General features: G+C 41.1%; 17 protein-coding genes and 3 tRNA genes. 2 read left to right on the forward strand and 18 right to left on the reverse strand.

Annotated elements, in window-relative coordinates:
• Positions 1–3: 3 nt before the first annotated feature.
• From J4N24_RS25515 to J4N24_RS06080, 6 genes are all read right to left on the reverse strand, one after another.
• Entirely contained in the window at positions 4–1,449 is a 1,446-nt protein-coding gene (locus J4N24_RS25515; protein WP_242691526.1) for a TolC family protein, read from the reverse strand.
• An 11-nt stretch (positions 1,450–1,460) separates the two neighbouring features.
• Positions 1,461–4,646: an efflux RND transporter permease subunit gene (locus tag J4N24_RS06060; protein ID WP_242691527.1), complete on the reverse strand. Its 3,186-nt coding sequence runs from the start codon at positions 4,644–4,646 to the stop codon at positions 1,461–1,463.
• 72 nt (positions 4,647–4,718) lie between these two features.
• The gene (locus J4N24_RS06065) at positions 4,719–5,849 is read right to left on the reverse strand and encodes an efflux RND transporter periplasmic adaptor subunit (protein ID WP_207532765.1); all 1,131 of its coding nucleotides are present in this window, start codon (positions 5,847–5,849) and stop codon (positions 4,719–4,721) included.
• Between the two features lie 105 nt (positions 5,850–5,954).
• Positions 5,955–6,377 carry a hypothetical protein gene (locus J4N24_RS06070; protein ID WP_207532766.1) on the reverse strand — a complete coding sequence of 141 codons (423 nt, stop codon included), beginning with the start codon at positions 6,375–6,377 and terminating at the stop codon, positions 5,955–5,957.
• Positions 6,378–6,540: 163 nt separating this feature from the next.
• A tRNA-Lys gene (locus tag J4N24_RS06075) sits at positions 6,541–6,613 on the reverse strand.
• A gap of 88 nt (positions 6,614–6,701) precedes the next feature.
• Positions 6,702–6,774: transfer RNA gene (locus J4N24_RS06080), tRNA-Lys, on the reverse strand.
• 293 nt (positions 6,775–7,067) lie between these two features.
• Between J4N24_RS06080 and J4N24_RS06085 the strand changes: the two genes are divergently transcribed.
• Together J4N24_RS06085 and J4N24_RS06090 are read left to right on the forward strand one after the other, a co-directional pair.
• On the forward strand, positions 7,068–7,385 hold the full coding sequence (locus J4N24_RS06085; RefSeq protein ID WP_207532767.1) for a hypothetical protein: 318 nt from the start codon (positions 7,068–7,070) through the stop codon (positions 7,383–7,385).
• A gap of 66 nt (positions 7,386–7,451) precedes the next feature.
• Positions 7,452–7,534, forward strand: a tRNA-Leu gene (locus J4N24_RS06090).
• Positions 7,535–7,554: 20 nt separating this feature from the next.
• Here the strand turns inward: J4N24_RS06090 and J4N24_RS06095 are convergent.
• The 12 genes from J4N24_RS06095 to hemB all read right to left on the reverse strand — a co-directional run bounded on the left by J4N24_RS06095 (position 7,555) and on the right by hemB (position 18,316).
• Positions 7,555–8,610, reverse strand: a complete 1,056-nt coding sequence (locus J4N24_RS06095) for an ABC transporter ATP-binding protein (RefSeq protein ID WP_207532768.1) — start codon at positions 8,608–8,610, stop codon at positions 7,555–7,557.
• A 125-nt stretch (positions 8,611–8,735) separates the two neighbouring features.
• Complete coding sequence (locus J4N24_RS06100; RefSeq protein WP_207532769.1) at positions 8,736–9,539, reverse strand: outer membrane beta-barrel protein; 804 nt, start codon at positions 9,537–9,539, stop codon at positions 8,736–8,738.
• A gap of 1 nt (position 9,540) precedes the next feature.
• On the reverse strand, positions 9,541–10,272 hold the full coding sequence (locus tag J4N24_RS06105; protein ID WP_207532770.1) for a hypothetical protein: 732 nt from the start codon (positions 10,270–10,272) through the stop codon (positions 9,541–9,543).
• Positions 10,262–10,831: an RNA polymerase sigma factor gene (locus tag J4N24_RS06110; RefSeq protein ID WP_207532771.1), complete on the reverse strand. Its 570-nt coding sequence runs from the start codon at positions 10,829–10,831 to the stop codon at positions 10,262–10,264. Before J4N24_RS06110 ends, J4N24_RS06105 begins: the two co-directional genes overlap by 11 nt.
• A gap of 54 nt (positions 10,832–10,885) precedes the next feature.
• Positions 10,886–12,010, reverse strand: a complete 1,125-nt coding sequence (locus tag J4N24_RS06115; RefSeq protein ID WP_207532772.1) for a lipid A deacylase — start codon at positions 12,008–12,010, stop codon at positions 10,886–10,888.
• Between the two features lie 33 nt (positions 12,011–12,043).
• Positions 12,044–12,598 (reverse strand): protoporphyrinogen oxidase HemJ, encoded by a 555-nt coding sequence (hemJ, locus tag J4N24_RS06120; protein ID WP_207532773.1) that lies wholly within the window; start codon positions 12,596–12,598, stop codon positions 12,044–12,046.
• 15 nt (positions 12,599–12,613) lie between these two features.
• The gene (gene hemE, locus J4N24_RS06125; protein WP_207532774.1) at positions 12,614–13,648 is read right to left on the reverse strand and encodes a uroporphyrinogen decarboxylase; all 1,035 of its coding nucleotides are present in this window, start codon (positions 13,646–13,648) and stop codon (positions 12,614–12,616) included.
• Positions 13,645–14,163 carry a hypothetical protein gene (locus J4N24_RS06130; protein ID WP_207532775.1) on the reverse strand — a complete coding sequence of 173 codons (519 nt, stop codon included), beginning with the start codon at positions 14,161–14,163 and terminating at the stop codon, positions 13,645–13,647. Before J4N24_RS06130 ends, hemE begins: the two co-directional genes overlap by 4 nt.
• Before the next feature lie 2 nt (positions 14,164–14,165).
• Entirely contained in the window at positions 14,166–14,870 is a 705-nt protein-coding gene (locus tag J4N24_RS06135) for a response regulator transcription factor (protein ID WP_207532776.1), read from the reverse strand.
• Positions 14,860–15,735: a sensor histidine kinase gene (locus J4N24_RS06140; RefSeq protein ID WP_207532777.1), complete on the reverse strand. Its 876-nt coding sequence runs from the start codon at positions 15,733–15,735 to the stop codon at positions 14,860–14,862. Before J4N24_RS06140 ends, J4N24_RS06135 begins: the two co-directional genes overlap by 11 nt.
• 29 nt (positions 15,736–15,764) lie before the next feature.
• Positions 15,765–17,156, reverse strand: coding sequence for a glutamate-1-semialdehyde 2,1-aminomutase (gene hemL / locus J4N24_RS06145; RefSeq protein ID WP_207532778.1), 1,392 nt, complete (start codon positions 17,154–17,156; stop codon positions 15,765–15,767).
• Positions 17,157–17,305: 149 nt separating this feature from the next.
• Complete coding sequence (hemB, locus tag J4N24_RS06150; protein WP_207532779.1) at positions 17,306–18,316, reverse strand: porphobilinogen synthase; 1,011 nt, start codon at positions 18,314–18,316, stop codon at positions 17,306–17,308.
• Positions 18,317–18,454: the final 138 nt, after the last annotated feature.

Genomic DNA, 18,454 nt, shown 5'->3' on the forward strand with positions numbered 1-18,454 from the left:
TTTCTATTCCCAGCCCCCGCCTAAGGATCTGTAAAGATCGATAGTGGAAGCTAGTAGTTGCTGTTTAGTGCGTGTTAAAGACAACTCTGCCTCTACTATGCTTTTCTGGGCAGTAATTATCTCCAGATAGTTAGCATAACCCACCAGGAACAAGTCCTGGGAAACCTCGGCGGCCTTGTTCAAAGCGTCAACCTCTTCCTGATTTACTTTAAGTTGTTGCTTCAGGTTCTGTGTTCCTTTTAATCTGGTTGTAACTTCCATGAAGGCGTTAAGTACCGTCTTCTGATAGTGCAGCAATTGCTGTTCAGCTTCGACAACTGTCCGTTGCATGTTTCGCCTTAAAATACCCTGATTGAAGATTGGGGCAGAAAGGCCTCCGAGCAGGCCATAGGCCAGGGAACCAGGCGTATTAAACAATGTAGCGGCTTTGAAAGAATTGTATCCCAGGTAGGGACTAAGCGTTAAAGAGGGATACATGGCTTTACGGGCAACGTTGATATCTAGTTTAAAAGCCCTTAATTCCAATTCTGCTTCCGCGATATCGGGTCGTCGAAGGAGCATCTCAGAGGGAAACCCTGCTGCTACCAAACCAGGAAGAGAAATTGAGGTAAGACTGCCAGCTCTTGCAATAGGCTGAGGGAAACGCCCCATGAGATAGTTTAATTGATTTTCGACTTCAATCTGATTTCTCTGCACCTGCAACTCCCTGCTTTGCGTGTTGAGTAGCTGGGCTTTAAATTGCTGTACCGCCAGCTCAGTGGCCTGTCCACCCTCTTTTTGAATTTCCATCATTTCCAAAGCCGTTCTTTGTAATTTGATATTTCTTCTTAAAACTTCAAGTTCAGTATCTAAGGCTACCAGTTCATAATACATTTGAGCCACCTGGGATACTACTGCCGTAACAACAAACTGCCTGCCTTTTTCGGAAGCCAGGAAACGAACAAAGGCTGCCTTTTTCCGGCTTTTCATTTTACCCCAGACATCCAATTCCCAAAAACTCCTTAAACCCAGGAAATAATCGGGAACAGGGTCTGGTATCTTTTGCCCCGGATTTAAGTTCGGAGAAAGATTAGTATCATAATTACCTACACCATCTATGGTATAATCGCCATATTTTGTTAGTCCGGCTGATGCCTCGGCATTTACAGAGGGTAATACTGCTGCTTTTTGCATTTGAAGATTAACCCGGGCAACAGATACTCTTTTCAAAGCGATCCTTAAATCATAATTATTTTTAAGTGCTGTATCTATTACTGTTTTTAGGAGAGGGTCTGTGAAAAGCACTTTCCAATCCAGGTTGTGTTTTAGGGTGTCAGTTACTCCCTCAAACTGATGAGGAACCTGTTGAGTATTTGCAAGATTGGCTTTGGGTAAGGTCTTGCAACTTATTAAAACTGATATAATTAGGAAAAAAGGGCTTGCAATGGCCCATTTATAACTTGACTTCATCTGGTGTTTCTTTATGAATAAATATCTTCCCTCAGTATTTCCACCTTCTCTTCCTCTTTGCTTTTTTTGTTTGAAGAGGATTCAGGCTTCTTTTTCTTCATTGACGCGAACAGGACATACAGTCCGGGAATGAGAATAACTCCGAAAAGAGTACCTATCAGCATTCCGCCTGCAGCGGCGGTACCAATGGACCGGTTCCCCATGGCGCCGGCACCGCTAGCGATACAAAGTGGGATCAAGCCTGCTATAAAAGCAAAAGAGGTCATAAGTATTGGTCTTAAGCGAGACAATGCACCTTCTTTTGCAGCTGCAAGCACGGTTAATCCTTCCTTTTGTCGTTGAATAGCAAATTCGACGATCAGGATAGCATTCTTACCCAAAAGTCCGATAAGCATAACCAGGGCAACCTGCGCATAGATATTGTTTTCGAGTCCCAATAGTTTAAGAGAAAGGAAGGCTCCAAAGATCCCGGTTGGAAGAGACAGAATTACCGGTAAGGGAAGCAGGAAACTTTCATATTGTGCCGCCAGCAAAAGGTAAACAAACACAAGGCAGATGGCAAAGATGTAAAGCGCCTGATCACCTGACAGTATCTGCTCGCGTGTCATACCTGACCATTCGAAAGCAAAGCCTTTTGGCAGCTTCTCCTTCGCTACACGTTCTATTGCCTTAATAGCCTGACCGCTACTGTATCCGGGAGAGGCATCGCCGTTGATCATTGCAGAAGTGTACATGTTATAGCGGGTTAGCTGCTCTGGACCAAATACCCTCTCCATTTTAATGAAGGTTGAGAAGGGAACCATTTCACCTTTATCATTCTTTACCTGAAGGCGCAAAACATCATCAGGTTTTGTCCGGTATTCGGGACCAGCCTGTACCATTACCCTGTACATTTGCCCAAAACGGATAAAGTTTGAGGCATACTCGCTCCCCAGAAGGGTCTGCAGGGTGCTCATCGCCCTATCTACCGTTACACCTTTCTTTGCAGCCATATCGTAGTCTACATGGATGAGATACTGCGGGAAGTTCGGATTGAAGCTACTGAATGCACTACCAATTTCGGGAGCTGCACGCAATGCGGCGATAAAATCATCTGTAACTTTTGCTGTCCGGTTGAGATCATCACTGCCTGAACGATCAAGCACCCTTAGTTCAAATCCGCTGGAATTACCAAATCCCGGCACTGTTGGAGGAGGAAAAAACTCGATAGAGGCATCGGTAATATGACGGGTCTGTTCAGTCAGCTGTTTAATCACCTCTTCTACAGAAACGTCCCGCTCCTTCCAGGTTTTAAGATTGATCATTCCCATTCCGTAGGAAGCTCCTGCCACATCGTTCACCAAACTGAAACCGGCCAGGGTGGAAACAGATTCGACCGATTCGAAAGTTCGTGTAACTCGATCTATTTCGTCCAGCACTTTTTCCGTTCTTTCTACTGTAGCCCCTGGCGGAGTTGTAACGTTGACGTAAATCATTCCCTGATCCTCGGTAGGAATAAATCCCGTAGGTAGTATGGAGTTGACACCCCAGGTGGCTACAAAAAAGAAGGCAAGTAACGCGAGAGTAACACCTTTTCTACCGGCAATCTTTGAAAGCAGAAGACCGTATCTTCCCGACACCTTGTTGTACCCCCGGTTAAAGCCCTTAAAAAAACGCTGAACGAAATTACCTGATGACGCATGCTCATGAGAATTTCGAAGCATAATAGCGCAAAGAGCAGGGGTTAATGTCAAGGCATTAATACCAGAGATCACAATTGATATTGCCAGTGTTAGTGAGAACTGCCTGTAGAATACGCCGACTGGACCTGTCATAAAAGCGACCGGTACGAAAACGGCCGACATTACCAATGTGATAGCTACAATTGCCCCGGCAATTTCTTTCATAGCACCGATGGTAGCGTCGAGTGGCGACAATGATGGATCCTCTTCCATTTTTGCATGCACTGCTTCCACCACAACAATCGCGTTGTCTACCACAATACCAATAGCCAGAACCAATGCAAACAGGGTAAGAAGATTGATAGAGAAACCCAGAGCATCCATTAAAAAGAAGGTTCCGATGAGAGCCACCGGTACAGCCAGGGCCGGAATTAAGGTAGAGCGAAAATCCTGAAGGAAAATATAGACGATAATAAATACGAGGATAAATGCCTCCAGAAGCGTTTTTAACACTTCACTAATGGAAGCATCCAGGAAACGGGAAACGTCGTAGCCCATATTGTAAGTCATGCCCGGAGGAAATGAGCTTTCCTGTAACTCTGCCATACGCTCCTTCACATTATTGATCACATCGCGGGCGTTTGAACCGGGCCTCTGTTTTAACATGATGGATGCAGAAGGTTGTCCGTTCGTTTTTGAAACCATTCCGTAACTAAGAGAACCAAAAGATACGTTGGCAACGTCCTTTAGCCGCAAAACAGTTCCATCACTATTAGCACGGATAACAATATCCTGATATTGTTCTGGTTTAAAGAATTTTCCTGTATATCTGAGAACGTACTGAAGCATATTAGGATCCGAATCAGAACTGACACCTGTTTGGCCGGGAGCCGCTTCTACATTTTGATTTTTTATGGCCTGGATAACCTCTTCTGTTGAGACCCTATAAGCTTGAAGCTTATCGGGCTTTACCCATACCCGCATTGCATAGTCCCTTAGTCCCATTATTTCAGCAAAACCAACACCGTCTATACGTTTAAGCTCTTTAAGAATATTTATATCGGCAAAGTTGTAGATGAACCGCTCGTCCATCTCCTTTTTATCGCTATAGATATTCAGGTAAAGCAACATACTGTTCACTTCCTTTTCGGTTGTTACGCCAGCTTTGATCACCTCTTCGGGAAGTTCATCTAAAATAGTTGTTACCCTGTTCTGAACGTTTACAGCAGCAACGTCGGGATCAGTACCCACCTTAAAAAAGACCTGGATTAAAGTAGTACCATTATTACTTGATACAGAAGACATATGAGTCATACCGGGTACTCCATTGATTGCCTTTTCAAGCGGAATAGCAACGGTATTTGCACATACCTCTGCATTGGCTCCAGTGTATTTGGCCGTTACAGTTACCGAGGGTGGAACGATATCGGGGAATTGGGTTACGGGTAGTTTTAAGAGAGCTAAAGCTCCCAGCAACATAATAATTAATGAGATAACCAGCGACAGTATCGGTCGCCTTATAAAACCTTCAAACATTTCCTTAAATTTTAGTCAAAAGAATTCATGTCCCCTTTAAAAAGAGGTTGTTAAATACCATAAGGGCATTACTTAGTGACCGGCGATTAACAGACTGTCTATCGTCAGGATCTTCGGTTGTATACGGGTGCCATCCTTGATGTTTTGGATACCTTCATATACAATTCGATCCCCCTTTTTTATACCAGAATCAACAATGTAAAAGTCGTCGAATCTTTTTAGGGGGATAAATGGAGTCATTTTGACGGTATTATTGTTATCCACAATAAACAGGTAGTTCTTGTCCTGAATTTCAAGGACAGCTTTCTCTGGGATTATGATTGCGTTACGAAGAATATTAGGTAGTCTCACTTTTCCGGAAGCGCCGTGTTTGAGAAGCTTATGTGTATTATTGAACCGGGCACGGAAAGCAATGGTACCTGTATTCTCCTGAAACTCGCTCTCAGATGTTTCAATTTTACCTTCGCCAGGAAATAAGGTACCATCGGCCAGACTTAGCCCGACCTTGTGGAATTTACTTGAAGGGTCTGACTTAATTCCCCTGCTATAGCTCAGGTACTCATTTTCAGAAATATTGAAGTAGGCATAAACGGCGTTTAGGTCGGATACAGAAGTAAGCAAAGTTCCTTCTTCAACTAAACTCCCTGATTTTAAAGGCAATCTGTCAATCACCCCATTAAAAGGAGATCGTATATTGGTATAGGAGAGTCGTGCCTGAGCATGTACAAGTGATGCCTTTGCATCATCTACTTTAGCCTTCGACGCATTGTTCTTGGCGAAAGCCAGCTCCAGCGCCGAACGGGATAAAACGTTCTTATCCACAAGAAGCTTAACCCTTTGAAGATCCAGACTTGTTGCCTTAGCTTCGGCCAGGGCATTGTTTAAATTAGCTTCGGCGCTCTTAACGCCGGCATTTTGTTCTGTATTATTCAGGCTGAATAACAATTGGCCTTTCTTTACCTCTTGTCCTTCATCCACATATATTCGCTCTAAAAAGCCCGAGATCCGTGCTCTCAATTCGACATTCTTTACAGCCTGAATATCTGCGACATACTCCGAATACAGTGTGGTGTCTATAGTGGAAACCTGTACCACAGGGTATTCTGTTTTATTTTCTTTGTGTTGCGAACTTTTTTCCGAAGAGCAGGCAACTAAGTATAAATTAAGTACTATTAAAAATATTGATCTTAAATTTTTGTTCATGATGATTGTACAGTTAAAACCTTATCCTAGGGATAGACATAGCTAGCCAGGGACAAGACGACTAATTCGTAATTATCCTAATTTTTAAAAGCAAGGAAAGCTGAATCAGAAGGGTTTTAACCTGAACAGGAAGCTATAGTAGCCGGGAAGAACCGTTAGCTTTGTTACTACAAGTTGCCTTGGAACGTCAAAGGTAGTAAGGGGCTGCAAAGAGTAGAAAACGAGACTATATACTTTGGCAACAAGATCTACATAAACATGGGATAAGAAATTGTAGAACTTGGAAAAGAGGCCACGTTGACAATGACGCTCGCTAAGAGGAACATCAGAGATCTCCCTCAATATGGTAATAACAAGGGTTGTACATTTTGCAGTTGCCGTCTTAAGCTTTACGTGCTTTGCTTTATTAACGAAAGCACCTATGGTTCTTGGAGACGGGTGACCTGTATAGGTGACCGTATTGATATAAAATATCAGAGTAATTAAGGCTAAGAGCCTTACAGATATATCCTTTAATATCAATTTCACCTGGTGTGAGAGTATGTGTTAGTGTGTGCGTTGTGTTGGTGCGAAATTATAGGTTTTAATATTTTAAAGGATAGTATGTCACCGGAACGTTACACAATTTAGCTAAGAGAGTTATAAAGAAGAAGGGTAAAAACAAAAAAGGCGCCTTTTTGGCGCCTTTTTGTGATCCCGCTGGGATTCGAACCCAGGACCACTACATTAAAAGTGTAATGCTCTACCAGCTGAGCTACGGAATCAATATTTTATTATCGATTGTATTATGTCTATTTTTAAAAATAAAAGCCTCCTGTTTTAAGAGGCTTTTACTATTTTTGGATTTCTCCGTGATCCCGCTGGGATTCGAACCCAGGACCACTACATTAAAAGTGTAATGCTCTACCAGCTGAGCTACGGAATCAACTTTTTTCGGAACGTTTAACCGTTTCGTTTAAAGTGATGCAAATGTACGGCTATTAAGCATTGCCTGCAAGTACAATTTTCACTTTTTCAACTCCAGCCTCTTAAACTACTTATTTACAGCCAGAAAAATATTAAATAGTCTTTCTTAGCTATTTAAGAAATGATTTAAAACATAGTTTATACAGCAAATGAGAAGGTTTTTATTAACAAACTATTAAAAAAGTACGTATTAATACCGAATTTTGAAACATTTTGAAAACCTCCTCACTTATACTTTAAGTAAATTGTTGTATGGATCAGTCTGTTTTTCTGTTGGTAAAGGACCCGCATAATGCATGCAGGGATGTGATTAGACATAGGGATGGGGATTTACGCATTCATGTTTATTGTTTAGACGATACTGAATTTGAAGCGAACCCGGAGGAGTTGCAGTTCTATGGAACTGATAACGGAAAGCTACTTGTATTCGAGACCTCGCATTATAGCGGCGACGACCCTATATTGGTTATTGAAGCCATACGTTGGTATGCTGACTATATTGATAATCCTAAAATGGAAATATTAGCAGAAGATCCCAGAACTTCTGATGCAGACAATCTCTACCTTTAAATATTGAAAGAAATTTACTTTTTTCTCGGAAATTAAATTCTAGAGTATATATTTGCGGCTCGAAATGCCCAGGTGGCGAAATTGGTAGACGCACCATCTTGAGGGGGTGGCGCCTTATGGGCGTAGCGGTTCGAATCCGCTTCTGGGCACTCAATCTTCTTTGAATCTGCTAATCAGCAGATTCAAAATCTCTGAAATCCTTAATTATTGCGGCGACTTTGTTTCCTATGCTAACTTTCACTGCTTCAGTAACAAGTGCTCTTAAACTCACACCCGCTTTTTCTATCAGGATCTCGTTATAAAACCCCTTAAAGAAAATATCTTTTACCATAAAGTCTCCTGTTCCATCTCGATCGATCTGGATATTTTCAGGAAAGATTGCAAGGGTTCCTCTAGCCTGAAGATTCAAAGCTTCTGCTTCTGTTTTTGACAGCACATTACAATCGCTAAGCAAACGTGCGGTGTACAAAGATGTTGGCTGATAATAGAGCTCTTTCGGATTACCCTGTTCTACCACTTCTCCCCTTCTCATTACGATCATTTTATCTGCCATAGAAAGGCCATCTGCTGGGTCATGAGAAACAATTACAACAGTGATTCCTAATTCCCTGGATAATCTACGTATATCTGCTCTTAAATGACTTTTTAATACCGTATCTACGTGACTGAAGGGTTCGTCCATCAACAATACGGCTGGCTCCGTTACAATAGCCTTCGCAATAGCAACCCTTTGCTGCTCCCCTCCGCTCAGGTCAATCACCCTTTTCTGTGCAAGATGCGTTATTCGCATCAGAGACAGCATTTCCTGAGTTTTGGAGGACTTATAAGCTAGATTGGTGTTGGGCAACATGGAAGCTATGTTATCATACACTTTAGCATAGGAGTTTAAGCTGAAGTCTTGCGTGACCATTTTCATAGCGTCATGTCCAGGTATAAGCTTTTTCTCGGGGCCTCGCACTTGCTCGTGCCGGAAAAACACAAAACCACTTTCGGGCGACATAAGCCCGTAAACCAGTTTAAGAAGCGTACTTTTCCCACTGCCACTTTCGCCTACTATTACAACGATCTGCCCTTTATCGACACTAAAACTAGCGGATTTAACACCGGAAAAGGGACTTTCTGTATATTGCTTATTTACAGCTTCTACGGTTAAAATACGGTCTTCGGGAATATCAGAAAGGGTGTAATTATATTCTTCTTCGGGGTTTTCGCAGGATATCTTCATAAAAAAAAGCCATGTTCAGATTCAGGAAGAGAATTTGAACATGGCGCAAAGGTAAAACCTATTGATCTTAATCTAAGTCTTTGGATGAAATAAATAAGGCAGGATTTGAAAAGCTGACTTCCGGCTTAGAACCCAACTGTTAAACCGAAGTTTAGATTTTTAAAGTCTTTGGGGCCTTGATTATCTGCGAAGACATCATTTGCATAATACTTTACAAAAAAGCCAACTCCGTTATACCCTGCCCTTGCAAAGGCACCATAGCGGAAAGGATTGAAGTTAAAGTCGTCTTTATATTTCACTTTACCCATTTCCTTGCTTACCTGCTTGGTTTTTCCTGTTATCAGGAAGCCCACTTCTGGTCCGGCGACAAAATATACTTTGTTTCCTCTCCCATCATCTTTGGATCTGAACTGAAACGATAATGGGATACGAAGATAGTTGCTGGAAAAACGGTTCTTCTTGAAGTCGATCTCCTCTTCTTTGTATGAGATTTTAGGCTGATCAGGAAGGATAGTTATATCTCGTTTTAAACGGATATGGTTCCAATCAAGACCTGCTGCTAAATAGATCTTAAAATAGCTATTGAACCTGTATCCGGTTTGAAGGAATTCAAATCCAAAATTATTGGTCTTAAATTGCTTATTCTCAAGAAAGTTATTTTCATCAGAAAGTGTATAGCTTCCATGATCAAGGAATGTTGCCAGGCCCAGATCTATCCTTGAGAAGGTTAGCTGAAATGAAAATTTAGAAGATGTTTTCCTGGTTGTATCACCTTTGCTTTTCCCGATCTCCACACCAACCACTTTAATAGACTTCTTAGATTTCGGACTATCATTTACGGCTTTGGTCGAGTCAACGGATAATGAATCCTGAGCCATAGAAGTTAAACTTCCTGCAGCCAATAACAGGGTAAATAAATAAGTTTTCATGTTAATTATTGCGTGTTCTGTACTGTAATACTCCAAGGTTTAAACCCGATATCTCTTCCCCTTCGTCATCCTTGGAGAATTCTATGATTTTATTTTTTCGTTTATCTACTTTACTTACTACAAAATTTACCAGATCGCCCACCGACCGGATCTTATGTCTTGATCTATCCGATGTAGTATCATCTGGTAGAGAATGAAAAGCGAGCATAGTGGAGGATTTTGCCGCCGCAGAAAAAGCTTCATCAGACCGGCTTGGAATAGTTATATCAACAGGTTGGTCGTAACGTACACTTTCTTCGCTTGTTAATTGTGACGAGGCAATGGTGTTATCAGTCTCTTCTAATTCCTTAGTGCGGAATTCCTTTTCATTAAGCTTTACTTTACTTAAACCACTTTCAACACTGAGATCTTTAAGAGGCCTGGCGATTGCAGGTTCTATTTCTGCAACTTCATAAACAGGGGCGTTTTTCGCAAGAGTTTTCTTAGGACTCAGATCTTGCTTTTCAGTTTTCACCTTGCTATACAGTTTCATATGCTGCTTCTCTGGGCCAAACAAAATCCCAGCTGTCAAAATTGCCACCATGCTAGCTGCTGCAACACTAAACCAGGGAAACGGCTTTTTTTCAGAAGCTGCAAGTTCTGCATCAATGTCGCTCCATATAAAAGCTGAGGGTTCCGGTTCAAAACCTTCGAACTTATCTTTAAACTGTTTATCAAATTCCTTATCCGACATGGTTTGCATATCTAATACCTTCCATTTTCATTAATTTCTCCTTCAAGATCGCCCTCGCTCTCGAAAGCTGCGATTTTGAAGCTCCTTCGGTTATTCCTAATTGTTCCCCTATCTCTTTATGCGAATAACCTTCTATCGCGTACAAGTTGAACACCATCCTGTAACCAAAAGATAATTGCTGAATTAGTTTCAACAAATCCTTTGTTTCGAGGGAGTTCAGATCAAAAGTTGTTTGTGGGGCATCGTAAACTTCATCCATATCCACTACATTTAATGACCTTTGGTTTTTCCTGTAAATTTCAATTGCGGTATTTACCATGATACGTCTTATCCAACCTTCAAAAGAGCCTTCTCCTCTGAACTCCGCTATCTTTTTAAACACTTTCACAAATCCCACCTGGAGCATATCCTCCGCTTCATAAGTATCTTTAGCATACCGCATACATACACCCAGCATTTTGGATGCAAGCAGTTTATATAATTGCTCCTGTGCCCGTCTGTCGTTTTTCTTCAGGGCCAAAAGCAAATCATCAACTGTCAACTTGCGGCTTAAATTCATGTTGTTTATTGATTAGAGGATGAAAGGCGTTAAATAGTTGCATCCCCTCAAAAATTATTTCCGTTTAAAAAGCTTGAAGTCCTGCTTATAAACCAGAAATAATGAGTGCGAGAAATCCATTTTCTGACCAGCACTCTTCAAATCGAATACAGGCTCTACCCTAAAGTCAAGGTAAAGGTTGGCTACAAGCTGCCTTTGATAAGTATACCTTAAAATCAGAAGCTTTCTGACATCCTCAGAGTATCCAGGATTATCGATCTGCTGAGATACAGATTGATAGATTGGCATTCCGGTAACGGAGATGTATTGGTTACCTTCCCAGTAAGAACTGGTTAAACTCCCGTACTTTGTGGCAAGGGAAGCGTTTATAAAAAGACCTCTTCCGTCCTGGAATATTGCCGTTTTGGTTGGCGAGAATTCAGCATAGGTGACAAAATAGTTTTCTGTCTTCAACTGCCTGACGAATCCCTTACGGTCTAGCTGAGCTTTAAATCCCAATGCGGTATTTGCGATAGTGCGCAGCGGATTAGGATCTGTGTCTATTTGCCCGCCCTGATGGAAAACAAGAAACTGGATTGGTAAAGAAAATTTAAACCCTTCCTTGCTATATATTCCAAAATCGGCAGAAGCTCCGGCAAAGATCTGTTCCTGAACAGGTGAATAGCGGTCTATCATTCTGTTCCAATTTACAAAAGCGTCCAGAAACAAATTTTTCTTGTTTATCACGACCTGAGTTCCGTATTCTATCGGAGCATTGATCTTTCGCTCTATATCGAAAACAGGTTCGATAAATCTGTGATGGATATTGCTTTCAAGGACACCAGTAATAAATGCTGTATTTTTATTTTGATATTTTATAGTAAAGAGAGGATAGGTTTTATTAATCCCATCTTTACCAAAGTCCTTTCTGACATGTATACCTGCACTAACCAGGAGCTTTGAGTTGGGATAATAAACTAAACGAGGCTCCAGCTGCGAGCCGAATAAAGTATAGCCATCCTGAAATTTATTGAAGTATTCGTAATTGCGCAGGAAGTTGAAGTTATATAAGCTAAGCTCCAGATTCCCGGTTCTCGAAGTATCAGGCTTGATCCTGTACTCCAAAGAATCGTTCTGTAACTGGGCATTTACCAGAAGATATTGAAGGATAATAATTAATGAGAGTAGCAGTTTCTTCATAGATCTCCTGGGTTTTTGAATAGGGAATTGATGTTAAACTTTGTTTGAAGAATTTTTGAGGCGATAATACTTATAAATTTTCACAGCAGACATGATAACTACGATAAATACGAAGAGTCCGGCCAGTCCATATAACCAATCGATCGCTGTTTTTAGCACTACTGTAAACACGATCGCTACTAATAATATCGTTGCTCCTTCATTCCAGAAGCGTAGCTGTGTAGACGTCCAGCGAAAATCTCCTTCTTTTAATTGCCTGATAATGCGCTGGCAAATGAAGTGATATATTAAGAGGCCTGCTACAAAGCCTATTTTAACCAGCATCCAGTTCATTTGTAACAAGTAGGGATTAACTAGAATCATTCCTATTCCTGATGCTACTGTAAGCAGCATTGCAGGAACGGTAATGATGTTCCAAAGCTTACTTTCCATCACCTGAAACTGCTTCTGCAATAAAGCCCGCTCCTCCGCCGGCCGCTCATTTGCTTCTATGTGATAGACAAACAAACGGACGATATAAAAAAGTCCTGCCATCCAACTTACAACGAAGATGATATGGACAGACTTTATGTAGAGATAGTATTCCATGGAATAAACACTAATCTATTTATACTCTTTAATTACATCCACTGCATACTTCACATTATCAAAAGGAATATCAGGCATGATACCGTGACCAAGGTTAAAGATAAACCCATTCTCTCCCTTCATCCGTTCAAACAGTCTGTGAATCCTTTCTTTGATTACCTTTTTATCTGCGTAAAGAATATGCGGATCAAAGTTTCCTTGCACTGCAATACCTTGAGGTAAGCGCTTCTTAATATCCAGCAAATCCGCATTCCAGTCGATCGAGATAACGTCCGGTTTCGCTTCTGCCATCAAAGGGGCGAACACAGAGCTTCCCTTACAAAAAGAAATTACCGGGATGTCCTGACGGTTTAAACCCGCAATTATTTCAGAAATATAACGATGAGAAAACTCCTTGTAATCATCCCAGGATAAAGCCATTGCCCAGCTATCAAATACCTGCACCGCATTTACACCTGCTGCAATCTGCATATTAAGATAATCGGTAGTAACCTTTGCAATTTTTGAAAGTAATTGATGCGCCATTTCGGGTTCATTATGAAGCATCAGTTTGGTAAGCTTAAAATCTTTAGAAGACCCGCCTTCAACCAGATAGCTCATCACGGTAAAAGGAGCTCCTGCAAAACCAATTAAAGGGATTTTACCATTTAAGCGTTGCTGTATTACCTTAATAGCATCGGCAACATACTGAAGTTGTCCAAGACAATCTACATTGAGGTTATCAATATCAGCTTTAGTGCGAACTGGATTAGCGAACTTAGGTCCAACGCCCTGGTTGAAACTAAGGTCTCCGCCCATTGCTTCTCCTGTTACCAGAATATCTGAGAAAAGGATTGCGGCATCAATATCAAGAAGATCCACCGGAAGCATAGTAACATCAGCAGCAATTTCGGGAGTTTTGCACATCTCCAGAAAACTGTATTTATTCTTGATCTCCCAATATTCTTTCATGAACCGGCCTGCCTGACGCATCATCCAAACTGGAGGTCTTTCTGTTGGCTGTGATTGAGCGGCCCTTATAAAGAGCGAATCCTTCTGAGTATTTATCACTTTGATTTTCGTATTTCGTTTTCTATTTTTTCAACAATTCCCTGTACACGGGAACTGATCTTTAATTCTTTTGCTACATCAAGATAAGCCTGAGCCTTCTCGAACTCTCGCTTTTTAAGGTTCAGATTAGCCAGCTGAACAAGTACAATTCCCTTATCGTTTTCATTCCGAAGGGGGAAGCGGCTTGCAATTTGAAAATGAGTTTCGGCTTCCTGAAATTTCTCATTCTGAAGATCTATATTCCCCAATATGAATTCATAATACCCTCTTCTGTTTCTTGCCAACTGGTCTGGGTTCTTCACCTCCTTTAGTAATTGCTCAGCCTTCCCATAGTCTTTGTTATGGTAAGCCCTGGCTGCTAAAGCAACTGTGCCCTGTCGGAAATGCGACCAGATGAGGTAAGCAATACCTAACCCTACTAATGCAGAAACCTCATACGTTTTCTCGTACAAGGTCCATGCTAATAAAAGCAGAGCAACCGCGATAATCAACACGCGGGCTTTGGTTGTCATCATTATTACTGGCTGTCGGTGAACTTGTATCCAACGCCTCTGATAGAATGGAAATACTTCGGATTTTTCTGATCAGGTTCGAAGTACTTTCTGAAAGTCAGGATGAAGTTGTCAATAGTACGGGTTGAAGGGTATACGTCGTAGTTCCATACTGTCTCAAGGATCTGCTCACGAGATACAGCTTCGTTCCTTCTTTCTATAAGAAGTTTTAACAGCATAGTTTCCTTTTTAGTGAGAGGAGTTACTGTACCGTCGTCATTTCTTAATTCGAAGGAATTGAAGTAAATAGTCTTGTCACCGATCTTATAAGTATTTAATTCCTTCTTCTCTTCGCTAGACAAACTGCGTTTAACAAGATTGTGAACACGAAGGATCAGCTCTTCCAGGTTGAAAGGCTTAACAAGATAATCGTCTGCTCCTTTTCTCAAACCTGCTACACGGTCTTCATTGGTGTTTTTTGCAGTAAGGAACATAATCGGGACTTCTGTATTTTCCAAACGGATTGTTTCTGCAACCTGGAAACCATCTATTTCAGGTAACATGACGTCAAGAATAATCAGATTGAATCTTTCTTCTTTAAATATCTTAAGGGCTTTTTTGCCATCAGTTGCTGTGGTAACTTTAAAGCCCTCTAGTTCAAGATTTAATTTTATAGCTTCAAGTAGATGATCTTCGTCTTCTACTAATAAAATACGTTGTTTAGTTGCCATGTGAGTTAAAAGTTACTTCAAATATAGTTCCTGTAGGCTTATTGTTTTTAACCTTAATGTAAGCTTTGTGCTTCTCAAGCACTTGTTTTACAATATAAAGACCTAAACCGGTTCCTTTCGTCTTTCTGGTCTCTTCACTGCCTACACGATAAAACTTGTCGAAAATAAGGGATTTCTCCTGATCGCTTATTCCAATACCTTTATCCTCTACTGCAAAATGTATAATATTGTTTTTGTTGCACAATTTCACCTTTACTTCTGCACATGCAGGCGAGTATTTAACTGCGTTTTCAACGAGATTAGAAACTACCAGCGTCAAGGCAAATTTATCTCCGGTCAGCTTTATTCCTTTTTCCAGCTCACAGGATATGATCTGACTGCTGCAGGAATGGATCTGCAGACGATTAGCAACCTTTTCTATTACATCTGAAAAATCAAACTCCTCTTTTGGAAAGGAATAAGAATGATTCTCTATACGGGTGGCTAATAGCATGTTCTCTACCAGGTCATCTAATCGCTCAATATCCTTTAAAGAATTGTTTAGAAAGCTGTTGATCTGCTGACGATCGAGCTCCCTTTTAAGGATTGTTTGTATATAAAGTTTAATTGAAGCCAGAGGAGATTTTAGTTCGTGCGTAACTGAAAGAAGGAAGTTCTTCTGTTGTTCATGAAGATTGCGTTCCTTCTTCAGCGTCCTCTGGAGGTAATAAGCACCGGTAAAGAAGATGAGAAGAAAAATAGCACCCTCTCCCATGATCATTCCCTTACGCTCAGGCTGAACAGAAACCAGCAGGTAGGCCCACCAAATGATCTCTGACAGGACATAGATCGCAAGCGCATAAAATATTACGAGCGGTTTCCGCATATACCTGAGGTTGGAAGTTTTGTAAGGCACTATTCTTCTTTGGGGTTTTTAGGTGAAGTTCTGAAAACAATATCAAGAGATTCTATAATAGCACGCTTTGCTTTTTCGAGCTCCACTTTTGTATGAGCTGCAGATACAAAACCAACTTCATATCCTGAAGGTCCAAGATAAATACCTCTGTTTAAAAGCTCCCTATGCAGGATCTTGAATTTTTCCATACTGCTGGGGTCTATATCTTCCGCCGATTTAATTTCTTTATCTGTGAAAGCGAACCAGAAGATTGAACCAATGGAGAATACTTTAAACTTATAGTTTCGTGTACTGGCAAAACGTCTAATGGATTCGACAAAATCCTGCGCCTTGTTATTCAAATCTTTATAAAAGCCAAATCTTAGGAGCTCCGTTAGCTGAGCAATGCCAGCTGCCATAGCAACTGGGTTCCCAGACAAAGTACCGGCTTGATAAACTGACCCTTCCGGAGAAATATTGCTCATTATTTCCGCCGAAGCGCCATAGCAACCAACTGGAAGTCCGCCACCTATAATTTTACCATAAGTGATAATATCCGGTTTTACTTCATAGTGTCTTGCAGCTCCCTCGAAACCGAGCCTAAATCCTGTAATCACCTCATCAAAGATCAAAAGGCTCTTATTCTGGGTAGTGATTGCTCTTAGGAACTGAACGAAATCTATGTCCTGCATTAAAAGTCCGTTATTAGCAGGAACGCCTTCTATAATGATCGCAGCGATCTGATCAGGAAACTGACGAAATGCTTCTTCAACAGCATTTCTATCATTTAATGGGATAACGATCGTCTCGTCGGCGAAAGATTTCGGAACTCCCGCTGAAGATGTTTCTCCAAAAGTTACCAGTCCTGAACCAGCCTTAACCAGCAGAGAATCGACGTGGCCGTGATAGCAGCCTTCAAACTTTAATATTTTATCGCGTTTGGTATATCCTCTTGCTAAGCGAATAGCAGACATTACCGCCTCAGTTCCTGAGCTAACGAACCGTATCTTTTCGATGAGCTTATTGTTCTTCAGAATAAGCTGTGCAAGTTCATTTTCAATTGCAGTCGGAGCACCGAAACTCATACCCTTCTGCATCACTTCCGAAACCTTCTCACGGATCTTCGGGCTATTATGACCAAGGATCAAGGGTCCCCAGGAACAGCAGAAATCAATGAATTGATTCCCGTCAGCATCCCAAACAAAAGGGCCATCTCCTTTCTCAATAAATAATGGAGTACCATATACAGAACGAAAAGCCCTGACAGGAGAATTAACGCCTCCTGGAAAATAAGTTTTTGCTTCTTCGTACAGTTCCGCTGATTTTTCGCGGGAAATATCAGGCTTTCCTGTTGTAGATACAGGCTTGCCATCATCTTCGGAGCTAAACATTTTTTTGAGAGAGTCGAGCATCTTTTTGAGCTTAAAAGTTAAAGGAGAAAGGTTAAAGCTATACTATCGTTTTAACGCAAAGTCCTTATTATAACATCTATTTTATGGTTAGCAGATTGAAACAAGAGAGGAAAACCTTTCACCTTTTACCTCTCTCCTTTACACCTCCCCTACATCCAATTATTCTTTAAAATATCTTTTATATGATAAGTGTTAATAACACTGGCACCAGCCCTTGCGAAAGCATACATAGTTTCCATTACCACCTTCTGTTCATCGATCCAACCTCGTTCTGCTGCTGCCTTGATCATAGAATACTCTGCTGAAACATTATAGACCGCTATCGGAGTATTAGTACTTTGCTTCAACCTGTTAATAATATCAAGATATGCAAGTCCAGGTTTTACCATCAACACATCAGCACCTTGCTCTTCATCAAGTAAAGCTTCCTTTAAGGCCTCGGTTGGATTACGAAAATCCATTTGATAAGATTTCCTGTCCCCTTTTCCCGGAGCACAATCAGCTGCCTCTCTGAAAGGGCCGTAGTAGGCTGAGGCAAATTTAGTTGCATGGGCCATGATTGCTGTATTCACCTGACCATTTGCATCAAGTAATTCTCTGATTGCAGCAACCCGGTTATCCATCATGTCTGAAGGAGCAAGCATATCTGCACCAGCATTAGCATGAGCTAAAGACATCTTTGCAATAACCTCTACTGTTTGATCATTCTGAACGTAGTCGTTATGTAATATTCCGCAATGTCCATGGGTGGTATAAGAACATACACAAACATCAGTAACTATATAAAGGTCGTCCCCGAATTGCTTCTTTAACTCTTTTACAGTAGAAACAACAAGTGAGTCTTCCGAATATGCAGTATGTGCATCTTCACTTTTCTCTTCACCTACCCCAAAAAGCATTATTTTATTTAGGCCAAGGTTCAGCCCATCTTCAACATCCTTTACAAGAGTATCAATAGAATAGTGGTTTATTCCAGGCATTGCCTCTATTGGCTTCACCAAATTATTACCCGGAACAACGAAATAAGGGTAGACGAACATATCCCTGGAAAGCTTCGTCTCCGCAACCATCTCTCTTACTATGGGTGTTTTGCGTAATCTTCTTGGTCGTATACCCCCTGCCCCCTTAAAGGGAGTGTGAGCAAAGTGGCTATCTTTCATAGTTTTATATGTCCTTCAGGCTATTTCAGCTTCCTTGCCTTCTGAAGGAGACATGGCTGCTGAACTTTGTTTACTTTAATCAGTTTTTACTTTTGCCGCTTGGCTTAAGCCCTTATTATAGTTTTTTATTGGACAGCA

The organism is Desertivirga arenae (assembly GCF_017355785.1).
GTDB classification, from domain to species: Bacteria; Bacteroidota; Bacteroidia; order Sphingobacteriales; family Sphingobacteriaceae; genus Desertivirga; species Desertivirga arenae.